The sequence below is a fragment of the Peribacillus sp. NPDC097197 genome (assembly GCF_050278025.1).
GTDB lineage: Bacteria > Bacillota > Bacilli > Bacillales > DSM-1321 > Peribacillus.
In genome coordinates this window covers 41,383-59,274 of the sequence record NZ_JBNNST010000014.1, presented here as the reverse complement: position 1 = coordinate 59,274, position 17,892 = coordinate 41,383, and the positions used below count along the sequence as shown (strand labels likewise).

Sequence of the window (17,892 nt, the reverse complement as noted above, 5' to 3'; positions counted from 1 at the left end):
TTAATCCCTTACGCAACGTTGGGGTCAATAGGTTTTAGTTAAAATGTATAGATAATTCCTAATAATTCAAGGGAAGGATAAGCTAATGAATGAACGGAGGGGGTATACTATGGTACGCTTATAGTTATGAAAATAGTTAAGAAAGGAAGTTGAATGTTCGTATGGAGTTTTTTCTTGTTATATTAGCGCTTCTTATCTTAATTGGAGCGTCTAATGTAATCAATCATTTTGTCCCTTTTGTACCGGTGCCGTTAATTCAAATAGCACTGGGTGTCGTAATAGCACTCTTACCTTTAGGTATACATATACAAATGGAAACAGAACTCTTTTTGCTTCTGTTTATAGCACCGCTTTTATTTAACGATGGTAAAAATGTGCCTCGTACAGCCTTATGGAAGTTGAGGACGCCGATTCTCATGCTTGCTTTAGGCCTCGTGTTCGTCACCGTTTGGGCTGGAGGATATCTTATTAACTGGATGATTCCTTCTATCCCATTGCCTGCTGCATTTGCATTAGCGGCCATCCTTTCTCCTACGGATGTTGTCGCGGTCAGTGCTTTGGCTAGTAGGCTTAAGTTACCGAAAAGTATCATGCACCTTCTTGAAGGGGAAGGGTTAATGAATGATGCTTCAGGTCTGGTAGCTTTTAAATTCGCTGTTGCGGCTACTGTCACGGGGGTCTTCTCCCTGGTCGATGCAACATTTAGTTTTATTTTGATAGCTATTGGGGGATTTGTAGGTGGGGCTGTTTTGTCCTTCATTATTATCAGGCTACGTGTCATCATTCGCCGATTGGGTATGGAAGATGTAACGATGCATACGTTGATCCAAATCCTAACACCTTTTATCATTTTCCTCGTTGTGGAGCATTTCCACCTTTCAGGTATTTTAGCGGTTGTGGCAGGGGGAATTGTTCATGCCATAGAACGAGATCGAGAGTTATCACCAACAGTTGAATTGCAGGTCGTATCCAAGAGTACGTGGTCTGTCATTCTATATGTATTAAATGGTTTGGTATTCGTTCTATTAGGTCTGCAAATTCCTAGCGTGGCCAAGATCATATTCCAAGATCCAGCATTCCATAATGGACAAGTGCTTCTCTATATTGTAGTCATTACTCTGTTCCTATTTATCCTAAGATACATCTGGATTACTGCCGCTTGGTCAATCGGTTGGATGACGTATAAATCCGGTGTCCAAAAACCGGACTTCATGGCGGCAGGAATCATTACCATTTCCGGAGTACGCGGAGCGGTTACACTAGCAGGATCTTTTTCGATTCCCTATATATTAGCGGATGGCAGTCCATTTCCGGAGCGCTCGTTAATCATCTTCATTGCAGCGGGCGTCATATTACTTTCTTTGATCGTTGCAAGTGTCTTCCTTCCTATCGTGGCCCGAACAGAGGAAGAAGAAGTGGTGGATAAGCAGGCTGATAAGCTAAAATTGGCTACCATTCATGCACATCAATCGGCGATTAAAACTGTAGAGTCTCAAATGACGGATGAAAACCGGGAAGCGGCTATGTCCATTATTTCGAGATACCATACGAAAATCAATGCGCTTTCCTATGTTGAACAGGGCAAAAGTTCAAACACAATTGGAGAAGAAGAAAAAGAACTTCGCTTTAAAGCTCTTGAGGCGGAAAGGAAATTCCTGGACCAACTCATTAAAGAGGAGAAAGTAGATAGGGAATCCGCTTATATTTGCTTGGAATATATCCAACGTATGGAAGGGGCAGTCACTAATCGGATGAAATTCCGTTTTTACAGGTCCTTGACACTTTTCCGACGATCGATGTTAAAGGTGTTTAAACTATTCTTCCCGAATAAAAAAGAAATAAGAAGAATCAATTTGGAGAGACTAGAAAAGGTGAAAGACCTTAAGATCAGGATGTATAAAGTGGCTATCCAAGAGATACAAGCAGGCATTACACCTGAAAACCATGAGACATCTTCCATGATCATCGAAGAGTATAAATTACTTATTTTGAGATACAAAAGAGAAAATAAAGGGCGTAAACCTAGTAAAATGGTCAATTATGAACGAGAACTATTTTATAAGGCGATTCAGGCAGAACGTGACGACGTTCAGGAAATGTTTGAAAAAAGAAAAATACCAAGGGATGTTGCCAATAGAATCCGGCAGCAAATCAATTTACGCGAAGCACTTAGTATCAACGAAAACAGTCATTGACCATATTCAGGATAAGCACGGTCGAATTAATCGACCGTGCTTTTCGTGCGCTTGGAGGAGTTTCAACCGTAGAGAAAAGGAAAAGATAAAACAAAGCTAGGGGGATATCGATAAGGAACATTCGCACACCATCTACTAAATGATTGGAATTTGTCTGAAATGTTACATCCGGTTCAAAAGTCCATGTTGAATTCGTGGCTGTTTTAATTTCCCTTCTGCCTTATGGTACACTTTGTTTATTGATAAGTATGCTAATAGAGGTGTGAAAATATGAAAACAGTTGTAGTCATTGGCGGAGGAATTACAGGGTTGTCGACCATGTATCATTTACAGAAGGTCGTGAAGGCCGATAACCTTCCCGCAAGATTAATCCTGATAGAAGGAAATGATACATTAGGCGGTAAAATCAATACGATTCATGATGGTGCTTTTAAGATGGAGGCGGGTGCGGATTCGATTGTTGCCAGAAAACAACATGTAAAACCATTTATCAAAGAATTGGGTCTTGAAGATGATGTGGTCTACAATGCCACAGGAACATCATTCATCCATACGGACGGGAAACTGAAGAAAATACCTGAAGACGCTCTATTCGGTATTCCGATGAGCCTGGAGTCCTTGGCAAAAACCGAACTCATTTCTCCACAGGGTAAGGTGGACGCGTTAAGAGATTTTTATACAAAAAACGAGACGTTTACGAAGAATGATTCAATCGGTTTATTTCTGGAAAGCTTTCTGGGTAAGGAACTCGTTCAGAAGCAGATTTCTCCAGTTTTATCTGGCGTTTATTCAGGTAAGTTAAATGACCTGACCATTGCCAAGACATTACCGGAAATGCTGGATTATAAAAATGAATATGGGAGCATCATCCGCGGCTTATCGGAGAATAAGGATAAATACAAGAGCAAGGGAAACAAAAAATTCCTTTCGTTTAAGAATGGTTTATCGATGTTGGTTGAACGGTTGGAAGAACTCCTCGATTGTGTGGACATTTTAAAAGGGAATCCGGTTGAAAGAATAAGGAAAAATGAAGAGCGCTATACGGTTACCTTAGTAAATGGAGAAACCATCGAGACGGATTTCATCGTTCTAAGTACGCCACATACGACTACGCAAAAACTATTGGGCGACACTGAACTGGACCAGGACTTTGCCGGATTGCTTAATAGTTCGATGATCAGCATATACCTTGGATTCGATATCCCCGACAGTACACTGCCTGATGGAACAGGATTCATTGTCGGTGAAAATAGTGATTTGATGTGCAATGCCTGTACCTGGACTAGTCGGAAATGGGAGCATACTTCAGAAAATAGCCAGTTGCTAGTCCGGCTCTTTTATAAAAGCTCCAACCCTGATTATGATCGGTTACAGTCATTATCGAAGCAAGAATTAATACAAGTGGCATTAGGGGATATTAAAAAAAGCTTGGATATTTCTGAGTATCCTGTATCAAGCGAAGTTACGAAGTGGCAGGACAACATGCCGAATTACCACATTCAACACCCTTACATTGTTCAATCCCTAGAGCAGAAAATGAAAGCGAACTATCCGAATGTACTTCTTGCAGGTTGCTCATATTATGGGGTAGGGATCCCTGATTGTATTACGGATGGAGAGAAAAGGGCCCAGGAGATTGCGGCCAGATTATGATGAAAAAGGACTGCCGAAAATGGCGGTCCTTTTATTATGCACATCTTTCGGCAGAATGGATTGGGCATCTAAACGGGTAAACTTTCATTAAACGATTGATTAAATACTGGTAAGGATACAAGAGGCAGCCTTCCTTTTTCCCAGTTGTTGGCGGACTATCTAGCCATCTCATCGTAACGGGATTTTTTCCTTGCATTACCGTTGAACTTTTACTTAATTCCTGTATAATAAAGACCGTTAAATTAAAATTAAATTAAACTTAAAGTTTACTAATACAAAACTTTATTGACTGTAAGTTTACTATTCCTAAACGGATTGAGGTAATACTATGCATATTGGCAAAAAGATTAAAAATCTCCGTTTAAAAAAAGGATTGACTCAGGAAGAGTTGGGAGAGAGAACGGATTTAAGTAAAGGGTATATCTCGCAGCTGGAAAGAGATTTAAGTTCACCTTCAATAGAGACTTTTTTTAATATCCTTGAAGTACTTGGCTGCACTCCAAAAGACTTCTTTGATGAAGAGGAGCAAGTTCAAAAGGTAGTGTATGAGGAAGAAACGCAAACCTTTTTCATTGATGAAGAGCGCGGTTATCAGATTCAGTGGCTTGTACCAGAATCCAATGAAAAAGAAATGGAACCGATTCGGCTGACACTTCAGGAAAAAGGGGAGTTCAAGCAGTTTGAACCCTCGTTGTCAGAAACCTTTGGATATGTATTGAGTGGCAGGGTGATTGTGAAGCTTGGTACACATACCTATTTTGTAAAAGCTGGGGAATCCATTTACTTTCATGCATCCGATGAACATCAAATCATCAATGATTTTGATGGAGCATCCGAATTACTGCTGGTGGTGACGGAATCATATTTATAGAATTTAGTGATTGCAAACGCTTGTCTATTTGAAAAGTAGAACATGCGGTTCAATGGAAAGAGGGAAGTCTCTATGGCAAATGAAAAGATTATACGGTTTGAAAATGTTACGAAGCAATTCGATGACGATACAGTTGTTCTGGATAATGTCAGTTTTGAAATTGAAAGAGGGAAGTTTTATACACTACTGGGTCCATCGGGTTGTGGTAAGACGACCATCCTACGATTGATAGCAGGGTTCACGGAAGCTTCAAAAGGTGATATTTATTTTGAAGGTGAAAAAATCAACAATGTTCCGGCCAATAAACGTCAGGTCAACACGGTTTTTCAAGATTATGCCCTATTTCCACATTTGAATGTGTTTGAGAATGTGGCATTTGGACTTCGGATAAAAAAAATGAAGAACGCCGACGTCGAGGTTAAGGTGAAAGAAGCCCTAAGTTTCGTGAATTTGGATGGCTATGAAAAACGCGAAATCAGGGAGATGTCAGGCGGTCAGCGTCAGAGGGTAGCGATTGCACGGGCGATTGTGAATGAACCGGAAGTCATTCTTCTAGATGAACCATTATCAGCCCTGGATTTAAAACTGCGTACCGAAATGCAGTATGAATTGCGGGAATTGCAACAAAGACTTGGCATTACTTTTATCTTCGTCACTCATGACCAAGAAGAAGCGCTAGCGATGTCAGACGAAATTTTCGTCCTTAATAAAGGGAAAATCCAACAAAGCGGAACGCCTATTGATATTTATGATGAACCTTTGAATCGCTTTGTTGCCGACTTTATTGGCGAATCCAATATCGTAAAAGGAAAAATGATTGAAGATTACCTTGTCGAGTTTGTAGGGAGACAATTCGAATGTGTGGACCAAGGATTGAATCGTAATGAAGCCGTGGAAATTGTCATCCGACCTGAAGACTTAGAGATTACTTCAGTCGATCGAGGGAAACTGCAAGTTCGGGTGGACTCTCAGTTATTCCGTGGTGTGCACTATGAAATCAGCTGTTATGACCATGATGGAAATGAATGGCTAGTCCAGTCGACGAAAAAGGTGACCGTCGGGGATGAAATCGGTCTATATTTTGACCCAGAGGCCATACACGTCATGCGTTTGGGAGAAACAGAGGAAGAGTTCGATAAGCGTTTAGAAGCGTACCATGGTGGAGAAAGCCATGAAAAATAAGTTTTCTAGAAATATTTACTTTATCCCTTATATCTTATGGATTGCATTTTTCGTCATTGCGCCGATACTACTGGTTCTGTATTATTCCTTTTTCGATATCGAAGGCAATCTGTCGTTAATTAACTATCAAAAGTTCTTCACTCCCGTTTATTTGAAGATGACACTCAGTTCGTTTTGGTATGCCTTTTTAATTACAGCGATCTCGCTATTAGTAGCGTATCCAACAGCGTATCTTCTGACCAAGACCAAACACAAGCAACTTTGGCTGCTGCTGGTCATTGTGCCATCATGGATCAATCTGTTATTAAAAGCCTATGCGTTCCTTGGCATATTCGGCACATATGGCATGACGAATGCCTTTTTGGAAGCGATAGGAATTGGAAAACAACAGATACTCTTTACTGATTTCAGTTTCATATTCGTTTCCGTTTATATTTTTATTCCATTCATGATTTTACCAATATTCAATGCGTTGGACGAAATGAATCCGACTCTTGTAGATGCGGCTAATGATTTAGGCGCATCACGTTGGATGACTTTCCGACGCGTGATATTCCCGTTAACGATCGATGGCGTTAAGACCGGCTGCCAGGTTGTTTTCATCCCAGCCCTTTCACTGTTCATGCTGACAAGGCTAATTGCTGGAAATCGGGTCACTACGCTCGGAACTGCAATTGAACAGCATTTCTTGGTGACCCAGGATTGGGGAATGGGTTCTACCATTGCCGTCTTTTTAATCATTATTATGTTCCTGATTATGTTCGTAACGGGTAACCGAAAGCAGGGTGTGTAAATTGAGAAAAAAACTATCGCCGTTATCGAGGGTTTTCCTTGTCCTGATTTTTCTGGTACTCTATGCGCCGATTTTCTTTTTAGTCTTTTATTCGTTTAACAGCGGTGGAACGATGTATGACTTCGAGAGTTTCACGCTGGATTGGTATAAGGAGCTTTTCCAGGATACAAGGCTGTTGATCATTGTTTTAAATACGCTTGTGATTGCCTTATTGTCGGCGCTAATCGCCACGATTATCGGGGTCATCGGTGCTATTGGGATCCGTTCTTTTACAAACAGCCAAATGAGGAATTCATTCTTATCCCTCAATAACGTCCTGATTGTAAGTCCAGATGTCATTATTGGTGCTTCCTTTTTGATTCTTTTCACAATGGCTGGCATCAAGCTTGGGTTCTACTCGGTACTGCTATCACATATCGCTTTTAGCATTCCAATTGTTGTGTTACTGGTGCTTCCAAAGCTTCAAGAAATGAGCCCTACCTTGATTGATGCAGCCCGAGACTTAGGGGCGAGCCGATGGAATGTAATGTCGAAAGTCATTCTGCCTTATATTTCACCGGGTATTTTTGCCGGTTTCTTTATGGCATTGACTTATTCACTGGATGATTTTGCGGTTACGTTCTTTGTAACGGGTAATGGATTCTCTACTTTATCAGTGGAAATTTATTCATTGGCCCGCCGTGGGATTTCCTTGAATATTAATGCGTTATCGACCTTGCTATTCTTTGTCACACTAATATTGGTCGTTGTCTATTACTTTGTTACGCAGCGAGTCAAGCATACAGGAATGGGGGGGAAAAGATGAAGAAGATTGTCCAAATGTTCCTAGTCATTTCAATCACCTCTGCCTTGCTGTTATATGTGACATCGAAGTTGAACTCATCGCAGGGATTTACAAGTAGCGATACACTGACCATTTATAATTGGGGAGACTATATCGATACGGATTTGATTGACCGATTCGAGGAAGAAACCGGAATCAAGGTCATTTACGAGACATTCGATTCGAATGAAGCAATGATGACAAAGATTGAACAGGGCGGTACCACCTATGACGTGGCTATTCCGTCCGAATATATGATTGATAAAATGCGTAAAGAAAATCTGTTGATTCCACTGGATCATTCCAAACTTCCAAATTTGAAAAACATCGATGAGCGATTTATCGATTTACCTTTCGACCCGGAAAACAAGTTTTCGGTCCCTTACTTCTGGGGCACCGTTGGGGTTGTTTATAATTCCAAGATGCTTGGGGGAAAAGAAATAACAAGCTGGGAAGACTTATGGGATAAAGATTTGAAAAATCAAATCCTTTTGACGGATGGTGCTCGTGAAATAATCGGCATGGGTCTAAACTCGTTGAATTATTCCCTAAATGATACGAATGAAAAACACCTTCAAGAAGCGAAAACGAAGCTTGATAGCCTTACTCCAAATGTAAAAGCGATTGTTGGAGATGAGAGCCGCATGCTCCTGGAAACGCAGGAAGCAGCTATTGGAATCGTCTGGTCAGGAGTGGCCTCCGAAATCATGGCGGAAAACGAAGCCCTTGAATATGTGGTGCCCAAAGAGGGATCGAACTTATGGTTCGATAATATGGTCATCCCAAAAACAACGAAAAACGTGAATGCGGCCCATCAGTTTATTAATTTCATGTTAGATCCCGAAGTGGCTGCACAGAATGCGGAATATGTAAGCTATTCCACTCCGAATAAAGCAGCCTTGAAGTATTTACCGGAAGAAGTAGTGAAGGATGAGAGGTTCTATCCATCTCCTGAACTGACTGATAAACTAGAAGTGTACGAAAACATCGGAAAGAAAAATCTGGCCCGTTATAACGACCTTTTTCTAGAATTCAAGATGCATCGCAAATAAATGGAAGCCTGGTTTGAGAAGGTGTTGTCCTCCTTCTCGGACCAGGCTTTTTTTTTGCATAGTAGATAAGTCGCCCACTGGATAAGCCGGTTTCCTTTGATACTCTAAAATGTCGGTGGAGAAAAAATTATGTTAGTATAATCATTAAGAGCAGAGTGAAGAGGAATCTTAAGATATTCTTAATAATTTCCTGCTATTATAAAATGAAAAATCAAGGGAGAGAGAATATGAATTTATTGAAAAGCACGAAGACATATGTATGGGCAGGCGCCATATTAATTATCGCCGCCATCCTAATATATGCAATGGTAGTCTCTACTGATAAGACAGTCGCGAGCGTAGGCGGAGAGAAAATCAAAGAGGCAGAGCTACAAGATACGCTTGTCAAAAATTATGGAGCAGAAACGGCCGATCAATTAATCACTGATAAAATCGTTGAATTAGAAGCAGATAAGGAAGGCATTAAAATTACAGAGAAAGAAATCCAAAAAGAAATCGATACCTTAGCTGAATCATACGGTGGAGAAGATGCTTTAAAAGAGCAATTGGAAGCGAGCGGTTCTTCCCTAGCGGCATTGAAACAAGACATCGTGGTTTATCTTCATACGAAAAAATTAGTTGAACCTAGGATTACTGTTACTGATGATGAAATCAGCGCGTATTTTGAAGAAAATAAAGATACGTTTGCCCAAGAAGAACAAGTGGAAGCTAGTCATATTTTAGTGGAAGACAAAAAGACAGCGGAAAAAGTAGAAAAAGAACTTGCTGCTGGCGGAGACTTTGCTGAGCTGGCAACCAAGTATTCCACTGATGCTGGAACGAAGGAAAAAGGCGGAAGCTTAGGCTACTTCGGAAAAGGTAATATGGTTAAAGAATTTGAAGACGTTGCCTTCAACATGGACGTTAATAAAGTCAGTGACCCGGTCAAAACGGAGTATGGATACCATATCATAAAAGTTACGGGTAAAAAAGAAGCTAAAAAAGCGAATTTAGAAGATAGCAAGCCAGAAATCAAAGAAGCGCTTCTAAATAATAAATTACAAGAAGAATACACGGTTTGGTTAGCAGAAGTGAAGAAAGATTACGATATAACGAATAAATTCGAAGCAACGAAATAAGATACGAGGGAAAATGGTGCAAAATCGGTAACGATTTTGCACCATTTTTTGTTTATATACGATTTTGTGAGATGAAATCTGGCGATATTTCAATTGTTTTTAGTGGTTTTAGGGTGTTAAAATTAATCGATATGAAGAAAGGTTTACATAAAATGGACATGTTGACGGGCTATTTTACAAGGTATACGGAATGGGTGATGGAAGAAAGTTTCATGTGAAAATAATGTTAAAGCCTTTAAACCAATAGGAACTGTTTTAGAAAGAAGGGGAAGGCAAGTGAAGTCGTTAAGAAAGTTATTGCCCTATCTGAAGCCATATACGCTGTTTGCGATTTTAGCACCGTTATGTATGTGTATAGAGGTAGCGATGGATTTACTACAACCCACTATGATGCAGCATATCATTGATGAGGGAATAGCCAACCAAGACAATGTGTATGTGACCAAACTAGGCTTTTTGATGCTGGGAGCTGCAGTGATTGGACTGATAGGTGGATTGGGTTGTACCGTTTACAGCACGAAAGCCGCTGTTCATTTTGCTTCAGATGTACGTAGGGATGTTTTTTGGAAAACGGAACTTTTTTCTAGTAAGAATACTGATTCATTCGGGACAGGTAAGCTGATCACGATTGTGACAAATGATATTACCTCTGTGCAGTCTTCTCTTATGATGACCTTACGGATATTTGTCCGGGGGCCGCTCATGTTTATTGGGAGTGTCATTATCGTCTGGGTGACAGCACGTGAATTGTTTCCGGTATTAGCGGTCGCTGTACCTGTTTTGATGGTCGCCATTATTTATTTTTCCTCACAGGCAGGGAAGTTATTTAAACGGGTTCAAGAAGCCATGGATCATGTGAATACAAAGCTCCAGGAGACACTGAGTGGCATCCGGGTCATTAAGGCATATGACCGCCAGGAATTTGAAAAGGAGAGTTTCAAGGAGTTTAATGATAAGCTGACGAAACGAAATGTAGCGGCAGAGCAGACCATTATGGCCTTAATGCCCATTTTGTTATTTGTTATCAATTTGGGTGTGGTGGCTGGTATGTGGATGGGTGCAATCAGGGTAGAAAACGGAACGATGCAGGTCGGTGTCATATTAGCTTTCATCAACTACTTGAATATCATCATGAACGGATTGATGTCGAGTAGTCACGTCTTGATGCAGATCACGCGCTCCTTTCCTTCGGCAGACCGGATTCAACAAGTGTTAGATACGGAAATTGATATTAATGAACCTTCCAAACCAGCATCTGTTCAGGCAAGGACGGGGGATGTGAAGTTTGAACGTGTGAATTACAGTTATAGCAAAAATGGTGAATATGTGATTAAAGATATTAGTTTTCATGCCCGAGGAGGACAAAAGATAGGTATTATCGGTTCAACAGGCAGTGGGAAGTCCACCCTCGTTAAGTTGATTCCGCGTTTATATGATCCTGATACCGGTACGATTACTATTGATGGCATCCCTTTACAGGATTATCCTCTAAAAAGCCTAAGGGGTGAGATTGGGTATATTCCTCAAAGGGCCTCGCTGTTTTCCGGAAGCATTGAAGAAAATCTACGGTTCGGAAAAGAGGAGGCGGGGACGGCAGATATGGAAGCAGCGACTCAATCCGCGGCCGCTCTTGATTTTGTTAAGGGCTTTGAGGGGGCATTCTCGTATAGGCTGACTCAGGGTGCCAACAATTTGTCAGGTGGGCAAAAGCAAAGGTTGTCTATTGCAAGGGCTTTTATCCGAAAACCTAGGATCTTGATCTTGGATGACTCGACGTCAGCGATAGATGCCCTATCGGAAGCAAAGGTCCTACAGGCGTTGAAGCGGGAATTTACCGATTCGACGGTGTTCATTGTTTCATCCAAGATATCTTCGATTATGGATGCCGATCAGATTCTTGTGATGGATGACGGAATGATTGAGGCGAAGGGTACTCATGAAGAACTACTCGCCAAAAGTCGTGTTTACCAGGATATTTATCGGACGCAAAGCGGAAGGGAGATAGCTCCCCATGAATAAGCAGATGAATCAACCTCCAGTATCAGATGTGATGGGGAAAGCCCGCGGACCAAGAGGATTTGGTGGCCCGGTCGTTCAAGCAAAGAATAAAAAACAGACGGTTAAAAGGATTTGGCAGTATGTAGAGAAGCAGAAAGCGGGTTTGATCATAGCGATTTTATTTGTGGTGCTCTCGACATTACTTGGTCTATCAGGACCTTATCTGATTGGAAGAATCATAGATCACTATATTATTCCGAAAGATATTACGGGTACGGTAAGAATGCTAGGGGTACTTGCAGCTGTCTATATCGGATCGTCTCTGTTCACCTGGATGCAGACAGCCATCATGATAAATGTATCGTTACGGACCATTCGAACGCTGCGTAAAGACTTATATAATAAATTTCACACGCTTTCCTTACGATTTTTTGATAACCGGGTTCATGGAGATTTGATGAGCCGGGTGACGAACGATATTGATCAATTGAACAATGCATTAAGTCAAAGTGTCATCCAAATTTTTAATTCGTTGCTCATGATTGCCGGTGTGACGATAGCGATGTTCTCCATGAATGCAATTTTAGCGGTGGTAACCCTACTGATTGTCCCGCTGATGATACTGACGACTAAAAAGATCATCAAATACAGCAGCAGTAACTTCATAAAAAGGCAACGTGACTTAGGGGAGTTAAATGGGTTCATCGAGGAATCCATTTCAGGAACGGAAGTCATCACTTTATTTGGAAAAGAAGAAAAGGTCTTCAGCCAGTTTTCCACCGTTAATGAGAGGCTTCGCCGTTCTTCAATGGCCGCTGATACAGTTTCCGGGTTCTTGGGGCCAATTAATAACTTCATTAACAACATCGGCTTAGCTATTGTCATCGGTGTCGGTGCTTTGATGGCCGTAAAGGGAACGGTCACGGTGGGACTCATTGCCGCTTTTGTGACCTACTCCCGGCAATTTTTCCGACCAATCAATCAACTGTCCAGTCTACTAAATACCTTTCAATCAGCCATTGCAGGAGCCGAACGTGTATTTGAAATCTTGGATGAAACGCCTGATATGAAGGATAAAAAGGGTGCAATACCCGTCGATGCCTTTAAGGGGGATGTAGAGTTTACAGATGTCCATTTTGGCTATTCCAAGGATCAACCGATTCTAAAGGGAATTAACTTTACGGCATCAGCCGGGCAGACCATTGCCCTTGTTGGTCCGACCGGATCGGGGAAAACGACGATTATTAATTTGCTATCCCGATTTTATGAAGTGGACCAGGGTCAAATCAACATGGATGGTCGAAACATACAAGACTATAAAATTAGTGATTTACGAAAGAAAATCGGCATTGTTCTCCAGGATACTTTTCTATTTTCGGGGACCATTTTAGAAAATATCCGATATGGCCGGTTAGATGCAACAGATTCTGAAGTGATTGAAGCGGCTAAGGTTGCTTCGGCACATGGCTTCATCAAACACTTGCCAGATCAGTATCAGACCCGGATCACAACAGGCGGTTTGAATTTAAGTCAAGGGCAAAAGCAGCTTTTGGCCATAGCCAGGGCCATCTTGGCGGATTCGGATGTGTTGATTTTAGATGAGGCGACATCGAGTATTGATACAAGGACGGAAATTGAAATCCAAAAAGGAGTGAACCGCTTGACGGAGGGGCGCACGAGCTTCGTCATCGCCCACCGATTGAAAACAATAGAAACCGCCGACAAGATTTTGGTTATAAAAGATGGTGAAATCATCGAAATGGGTACCCATCACGAACTTATGATGAGTCGAGGGTTTTATAAGGATTTGTACGATAGTCAATTCAATATTTAGTACGAAAAAAGAGCAGAGTTTTCTCTGCTCTTTCTTTATGTGTTAGAAGTTGGATGAGATGGATTTTTCATTTGATAGTTGGGATTTGGTGACCATTTCATCGCTATCTTTTTCGCCTTTTTTATTATCTTCCTTTTCCGTTTTCAGGGATTGTGCAGGAGTTTCCTTCAATTGCTTCCCAGCCACTACGACTTTAGAGCTAATGTCCTTCAATTCACTTGTTGCATCTTTCGCTGAACCGAGGGCGTTGGTGGAAATCTCTTTCACTTCCGATACTTTTCCTACGACTTCTTCATTAACGGTTTCATATAGGGTTTCAACGTCACTGATTGCCTCTTTGATCGTTTCGGTTGCACCCTTAACGCCGGATACCATTTGTTCCTTCACTTCACCGGGATTTTGTTTTACCTGTTCAATCATATTCATGGAATTGTCTTTTAAAAGAACTGCAGAACGTTTCATTTTATTTCTTGTGTTCGAGTCCAATAATGTTAAGGCACCGCCGACAATTCCTCCGATAATAATACCTTTTAGTAGTTTGCTATTCGATTCGTTTTGATTATTTGATTGAGTCATCTATACTTCCTCCTTTAAGAATGGTTAGTATGTTCTTACTTTCTTGTTTCCCTAATTTTCCATGATTTAAACGGATAACAATAAAACTGTCATCTAATTGACATATTAATCCAATTTATAGTAAGATGGCAAATAGTTAAGTGACTGAACTACTTTTTATGGGGTGAAGGGATGAGTGATAAACAAGTTACCGAATTGATTGATCGATACATGAAGGTTTCCTTTCATGTGAATAAGATGGGGGAGCTTCTCATTAAAGACGAGATTTGTGATGTACTGACAAATGAACAATATTATACTTTGCGTTTCATAAAACAACAGCAATTCTGTACCTCGACCGAGCTTAGTGAGGCTTTCCATGTCAATAAAAGCGCAGTCACATCGAACATTAAACGCCTTGAAGGCAAAGGCTTGATAGAGCGTGCACGTGACCTTGATGACCGAAGGGTGGTCCATTTGAGGCTTTCCGAAAAGGGAGAAACATTATTTCAGGAAATGGAGCAGAAGATTCATATAGTCGTAGAGACAATCATGGGGAATTTTAAATATGAAGAGATTGTTAGTTTCCTGGATACATATGAAAAGCTTTCATGGACTTTTGCCGAGATGAAGATGGGGATAAGGGAGGAAAGGTAAATGAGAGCAATTTTAAAAGGAAAATGGGCAATCGTCATTATCTGGATTGCCATTACAGTTGGATTATTGTTCATAGCTCCTAATATGGCGGAACTCGTCAAGGAAAAGGGACAGTTGGATGTTCCGAAAGAGTATTCTTCCGGAATGGCGAATGAACTTTTGAAGCAAGTGCAAAATGAGGATGAATCGCAGGTGGCCCTGGTTTTTCATAGTGAAAAGAAGCTGACTGCAGATGAAAGGCAAGAGATTGAAAAGGGGATACAAAGGTTAGAAGTGAATAAAGGGGAACTGGGCATCAAAGAAATACTGACCCATTTTAAAGAACCATCCCTTAAAGAACAGTTGGTTTCGAAAGATCAATCCACGATACTGACCTCCATCACCATGACCAAGGGAGACCGTGAGGCAAAGGACGTCATTGACGCGCTTTATAAGGAATTGGATCAAATAGATGTTGATCATTATTACACGAGCAGTTGGATAATCGATGAAGATCTTAATACCAATTCCCAGGAAGGATTAAAAAAAACGGAGGGAATCACCGTCATCTTCATATTGGTGGTATTATTGGTGGTCTTCCGTTCGGTAGTGACGCCTCTCATTCCGATGATTACAGTAGGCTTCACCTATTTATGCTCCCAATCCATCGTTTCCTTTTTGGTGGACCGTTGGGATTTTCCCATCTCGTCCTATACCCAGATTTTCTTGGTCGGGATTTTGTTCGGGATCGGAACGGATTATTGCATTCTCTTGTTAAGTCGTTTTAAAGAGGAATTATCAGGACAGGAGTCATTGACGGAAGCCATTGTAGAAACGTATCGTACGGCTGGTAAAACGGTCTTCTTCAGCGGATTGACCGTGATGATCGGATTTGCGGCCATTGGCTTTTCCACGTTTAAGCTATATCAATCAGCAGCTGCCGTGGCCATCGGAGTCTTTATTCTGATGGTTGCCCTGTATACAATCGTTCCATTTTTCATGGCAGTGCTTGGCAAGAAGCTATTCTGGCCTTCAAAAGGCAAGCTTGAACATAGCGATAGTAAGTTGTGGGGCAGATTAGGAAACTTCTCCTTAAATCGTCCTTTGCTGGCCTTGCTTATCGTGGCGATTGTTTGTGTTCCCTTTTTATTTATGTATGAAGGGAAGATTTCTTATAACTCTCTTGAAGAGGCTGGGAATGATGTTCCCTCAATCATGGCCTTCAATATCATTGCCGACGAATTTGGTCCGGGACAATCCATGCCAACCCAGATCGTCATCCAGAATGATGAGCGGATGGATTCAGAGGATTATGTCGGGCTTGCGGAGAAGATCAGTGTGGAAATCACGAAGGTGGATGACGTCGATGTCGTCCGTTCTGTAACCCGTCCGACCGGTGAGCCTATAGAGGATTTGTTTGTCTCCAATCAGGCCAAAACGTTGGAAAAAGGAATCGGAGAAGGGAATCAAGGGATTGAACAGATTAGTGACGGATTAAAGACGGCAGGAAGTGAACTTTCAGAATCTGGTCCGCGTTTAAAGAAGGCGACAGACGGAATCGGAGGCCTGATCTCTGGAACCAATGAATTGAAAAACGGGGTAGGCCAGGTAGAGACCGCTTTAACGAGTATTGAAGCAGGTATCCGTGATGGCTCCTTAGGTACAGGGGACGTGAAAAAAGGACTGGAAGAGGTCAAGTCTAACCTTGAAAAGCTGGCTACAGGCAGTGGAAAGCTTTTGGAAGGCTACCAGCAGTCCACATCTGGATTGAATGAACTTAAAGGCGGGTACAAAGATATTCAGACAAATCTTAATGAGGTGTCGAAAAGTCTTACGGGGCTGAACGCATCCTTTGAAAAAATGGAAGCTAGTAATCCGGAGCTTCAGCAAGATGTGAACTACCAAACAATCAAACAAACGGTCCAGGGCGCACAGAGTGGGGTAGGAACGATGGCAGCTGGACTAACGGAACTCAATAAGAATCTCGGCCTTGTATCTGGTGGCTTGAATACCGCGAATAAAAGCATGGCGGAAATCGTGAACGGACAAAAAGCCCTGGGGAAAGGTCTAACCCAGTTGATCACAGGGGTGGATACCTTGCAAAAAGGATTAACGACCATGGCCAATGGACAAAGCGAAGTCATTAAAAATCTATCCCAGTTTGAAGGGGGCCTAACAAGCTTAAGCAGTGGTCAGCAAGAGCTATTGAATGGCTTTTCCAGCATGGGTGGTCAGCTAAACCAATTGGAAGATGGTTTAAATAAAAGTGCCGATGGCCTGAATGAAGTCCATGATGGATTATCATCTGCACAGGGCTATTTATCCGGTCTTGCGAAGACGGATAAAACGGTCACAGGCATGTACATTCCAAAAGAGGTGTTGGAAAGCAAGGAATTTGGAGAATCACTGAATACCTATCTATCTGACGACGGCAAAGTGATGACACTTGATGTAATCTTCAAGACGAATCCATATTCCAACGAATCCATTGAACAAATTGATAGGATTGAGGATGCGGTCAAAAATGTAACGAAAGGAACAAAACTAGAAAATGCCAACATTGCTATCGGCGGAATTACAAGCACCCATCATGATTTGAGCATGATGTCAGAGGCTGATTTCTCTAAGACAGTGGTGTTGATGCTTTCAGGTATTGCAATCGTTCTATTCTTTATGTTTAGATCGTTGGTTATGCCAATCTATTTAATCGTGTCTCTTGTTTTGACATACTTCACGGCAGCGGCGATTACAGAATTGATATTCGTTAACATTCTGGGGTATGCGGGCATAGGCTGGGCCGTTCCATTCTTCGCTTTCGTTATCTTAATAGCACTCGGAATCGATTATAGTATTTTCTTGATGGATCGCTTTAATGAGTGGAAAGGTAAACCGGTAAAAGAAGCGATGTATTTATCGATGCGGAAAATGGGGACGGTCATTATCTCCGCGGCCGTGATCCTTGGTGGGACTTTCGCTGCCATGATGCCTGCAGGCGTTCTGTCACTCCTAGAGATTGCGACTTTAATATTGGTAGGCCTAGCTCTATACGCGTTCATCATATTGCCACTGTTTATCCCAGTGATGGTTGCAACGTTCGGAAAAGCTAACTGGTGGCCGTTTATGAACCAACAGCAATCTGAGAAATGATACAAAACGAAAGGCACCCCACCTGGGTGCCTTTC

General features: G+C 41.6%; 13 protein-coding genes. 12 read left to right on the top strand and 1 reads right to left on the bottom strand.

The annotated features are described in order from the left end of the window. Positions 1 to 161: 161 nt before the first annotated feature. The 10 genes from ACQKL6_RS16705 to ACQKL6_RS16660 all read left to right on the top strand — a co-directional run bounded on the left by ACQKL6_RS16705 (position 162) and on the right by ACQKL6_RS16660 (position 13,519). Positions 162 to 2,195, top strand: a complete 2,034-nt coding sequence (locus ACQKL6_RS16705) for a Na+/H+ antiporter (protein WP_427651517.1) — start codon at positions 162 to 164, stop codon at positions 2,193 to 2,195. A 270-nt stretch (positions 2,196 to 2,465) separates the two neighbouring features. Next, complete coding sequence (locus ACQKL6_RS16700; RefSeq protein WP_402875579.1) at positions 2,466 to 3,848, top strand: protoporphyrinogen oxidase; 1,383 nt, start codon at positions 2,466 to 2,468, stop codon at positions 3,846 to 3,848. Positions 3,849 to 4,176: 328 nt separating this feature from the next. Further along, positions 4,177 to 4,719, top strand: coding sequence for a helix-turn-helix domain-containing protein (locus ACQKL6_RS16695; protein WP_402875580.1), 543 nt, complete (start codon positions 4,177 to 4,179; stop codon positions 4,717 to 4,719). Positions 4,720 to 4,791: 72 nt separating this feature from the next. Further along, positions 4,792 to 5,901 (top strand): ABC transporter ATP-binding protein, encoded by a 1,110-nt coding sequence (locus ACQKL6_RS16690; protein WP_402875583.1) that lies wholly within the window; start codon positions 4,792 to 4,794, stop codon positions 5,899 to 5,901. After that, a complete protein-coding gene (locus ACQKL6_RS16685) occupies positions 5,891 to 6,694 on the top strand; it encodes an ABC transporter permease (protein WP_402875586.1) in 804 nt (267 codons plus the stop codon). The genes ACQKL6_RS16690 and ACQKL6_RS16685 overlap by 11 nt, the downstream gene beginning before the upstream one ends. A gap of 1 nt (position 6,695) precedes the next feature. Then, positions 6,696 to 7,499: an ABC transporter permease gene (locus ACQKL6_RS16680; RefSeq protein ID WP_402875588.1), complete on the top strand. Its 804-nt coding sequence runs from the start codon at positions 6,696 to 6,698 to the stop codon at positions 7,497 to 7,499. Continuing rightward, positions 7,496 to 8,569 carry an ABC transporter substrate-binding protein gene (locus ACQKL6_RS16675; RefSeq protein ID WP_402875589.1) on the top strand — a complete coding sequence of 358 codons (1,074 nt, stop codon included), beginning with the start codon at positions 7,496 to 7,498 and terminating at the stop codon, positions 8,567 to 8,569. The genes ACQKL6_RS16680 and ACQKL6_RS16675 overlap by 4 nt, the downstream gene beginning before the upstream one ends. 227 nt (positions 8,570 to 8,796) lie before the next feature. Further along, the gene (locus tag ACQKL6_RS16670; protein ID WP_402959250.1) at positions 8,797 to 9,687 is read left to right on the top strand and encodes a peptidylprolyl isomerase; all 891 of its coding nucleotides are present in this window, start codon (positions 8,797 to 8,799) and stop codon (positions 9,685 to 9,687) included. 276 nt (positions 9,688 to 9,963) lie between these two features. Continuing rightward, positions 9,964 to 11,706, top strand: a complete 1,743-nt coding sequence (locus ACQKL6_RS16665) for an ABC transporter ATP-binding protein (protein ID WP_402875591.1) — start codon at positions 9,964 to 9,966, stop codon at positions 11,704 to 11,706. 31 nt (positions 11,707 to 11,737) lie between these two features. Continuing rightward, positions 11,738 to 13,519, top strand: a complete 1,782-nt coding sequence (locus ACQKL6_RS16660) for an ABC transporter ATP-binding protein (protein WP_402875652.1) — start codon at positions 11,738 to 11,740, stop codon at positions 13,517 to 13,519. Between the two features lie 42 nt (positions 13,520 to 13,561). Here the strand turns inward: ACQKL6_RS16660 and ACQKL6_RS16655 are convergent, their stop codons facing one another. Next, positions 13,562 to 14,095 (bottom strand): YtxH domain-containing protein, encoded by a 534-nt coding sequence (locus tag ACQKL6_RS16655; RefSeq protein ID WP_402875593.1) that lies wholly within the window; start codon positions 14,093 to 14,095, stop codon positions 13,562 to 13,564. Between the two features lie 171 nt (positions 14,096 to 14,266). Here ACQKL6_RS16655 and ACQKL6_RS16650 point away from each other — a divergent pair, with 171 nt between their 5' ends. Then, positions 14,267 to 14,731: a MarR family winged helix-turn-helix transcriptional regulator gene (locus ACQKL6_RS16650; RefSeq protein WP_402875595.1), complete on the top strand. Its 465-nt coding sequence runs from the start codon at positions 14,267 to 14,269 to the stop codon at positions 14,729 to 14,731. Further along, positions 14,732 to 17,857: an MMPL family transporter gene (locus ACQKL6_RS16645; protein WP_403125215.1), complete on the top strand. Its 3,126-nt coding sequence runs from the start codon at positions 14,732 to 14,734 to the stop codon at positions 17,855 to 17,857. Positions 17,858 to 17,892: the final 35 nt, after the last annotated feature.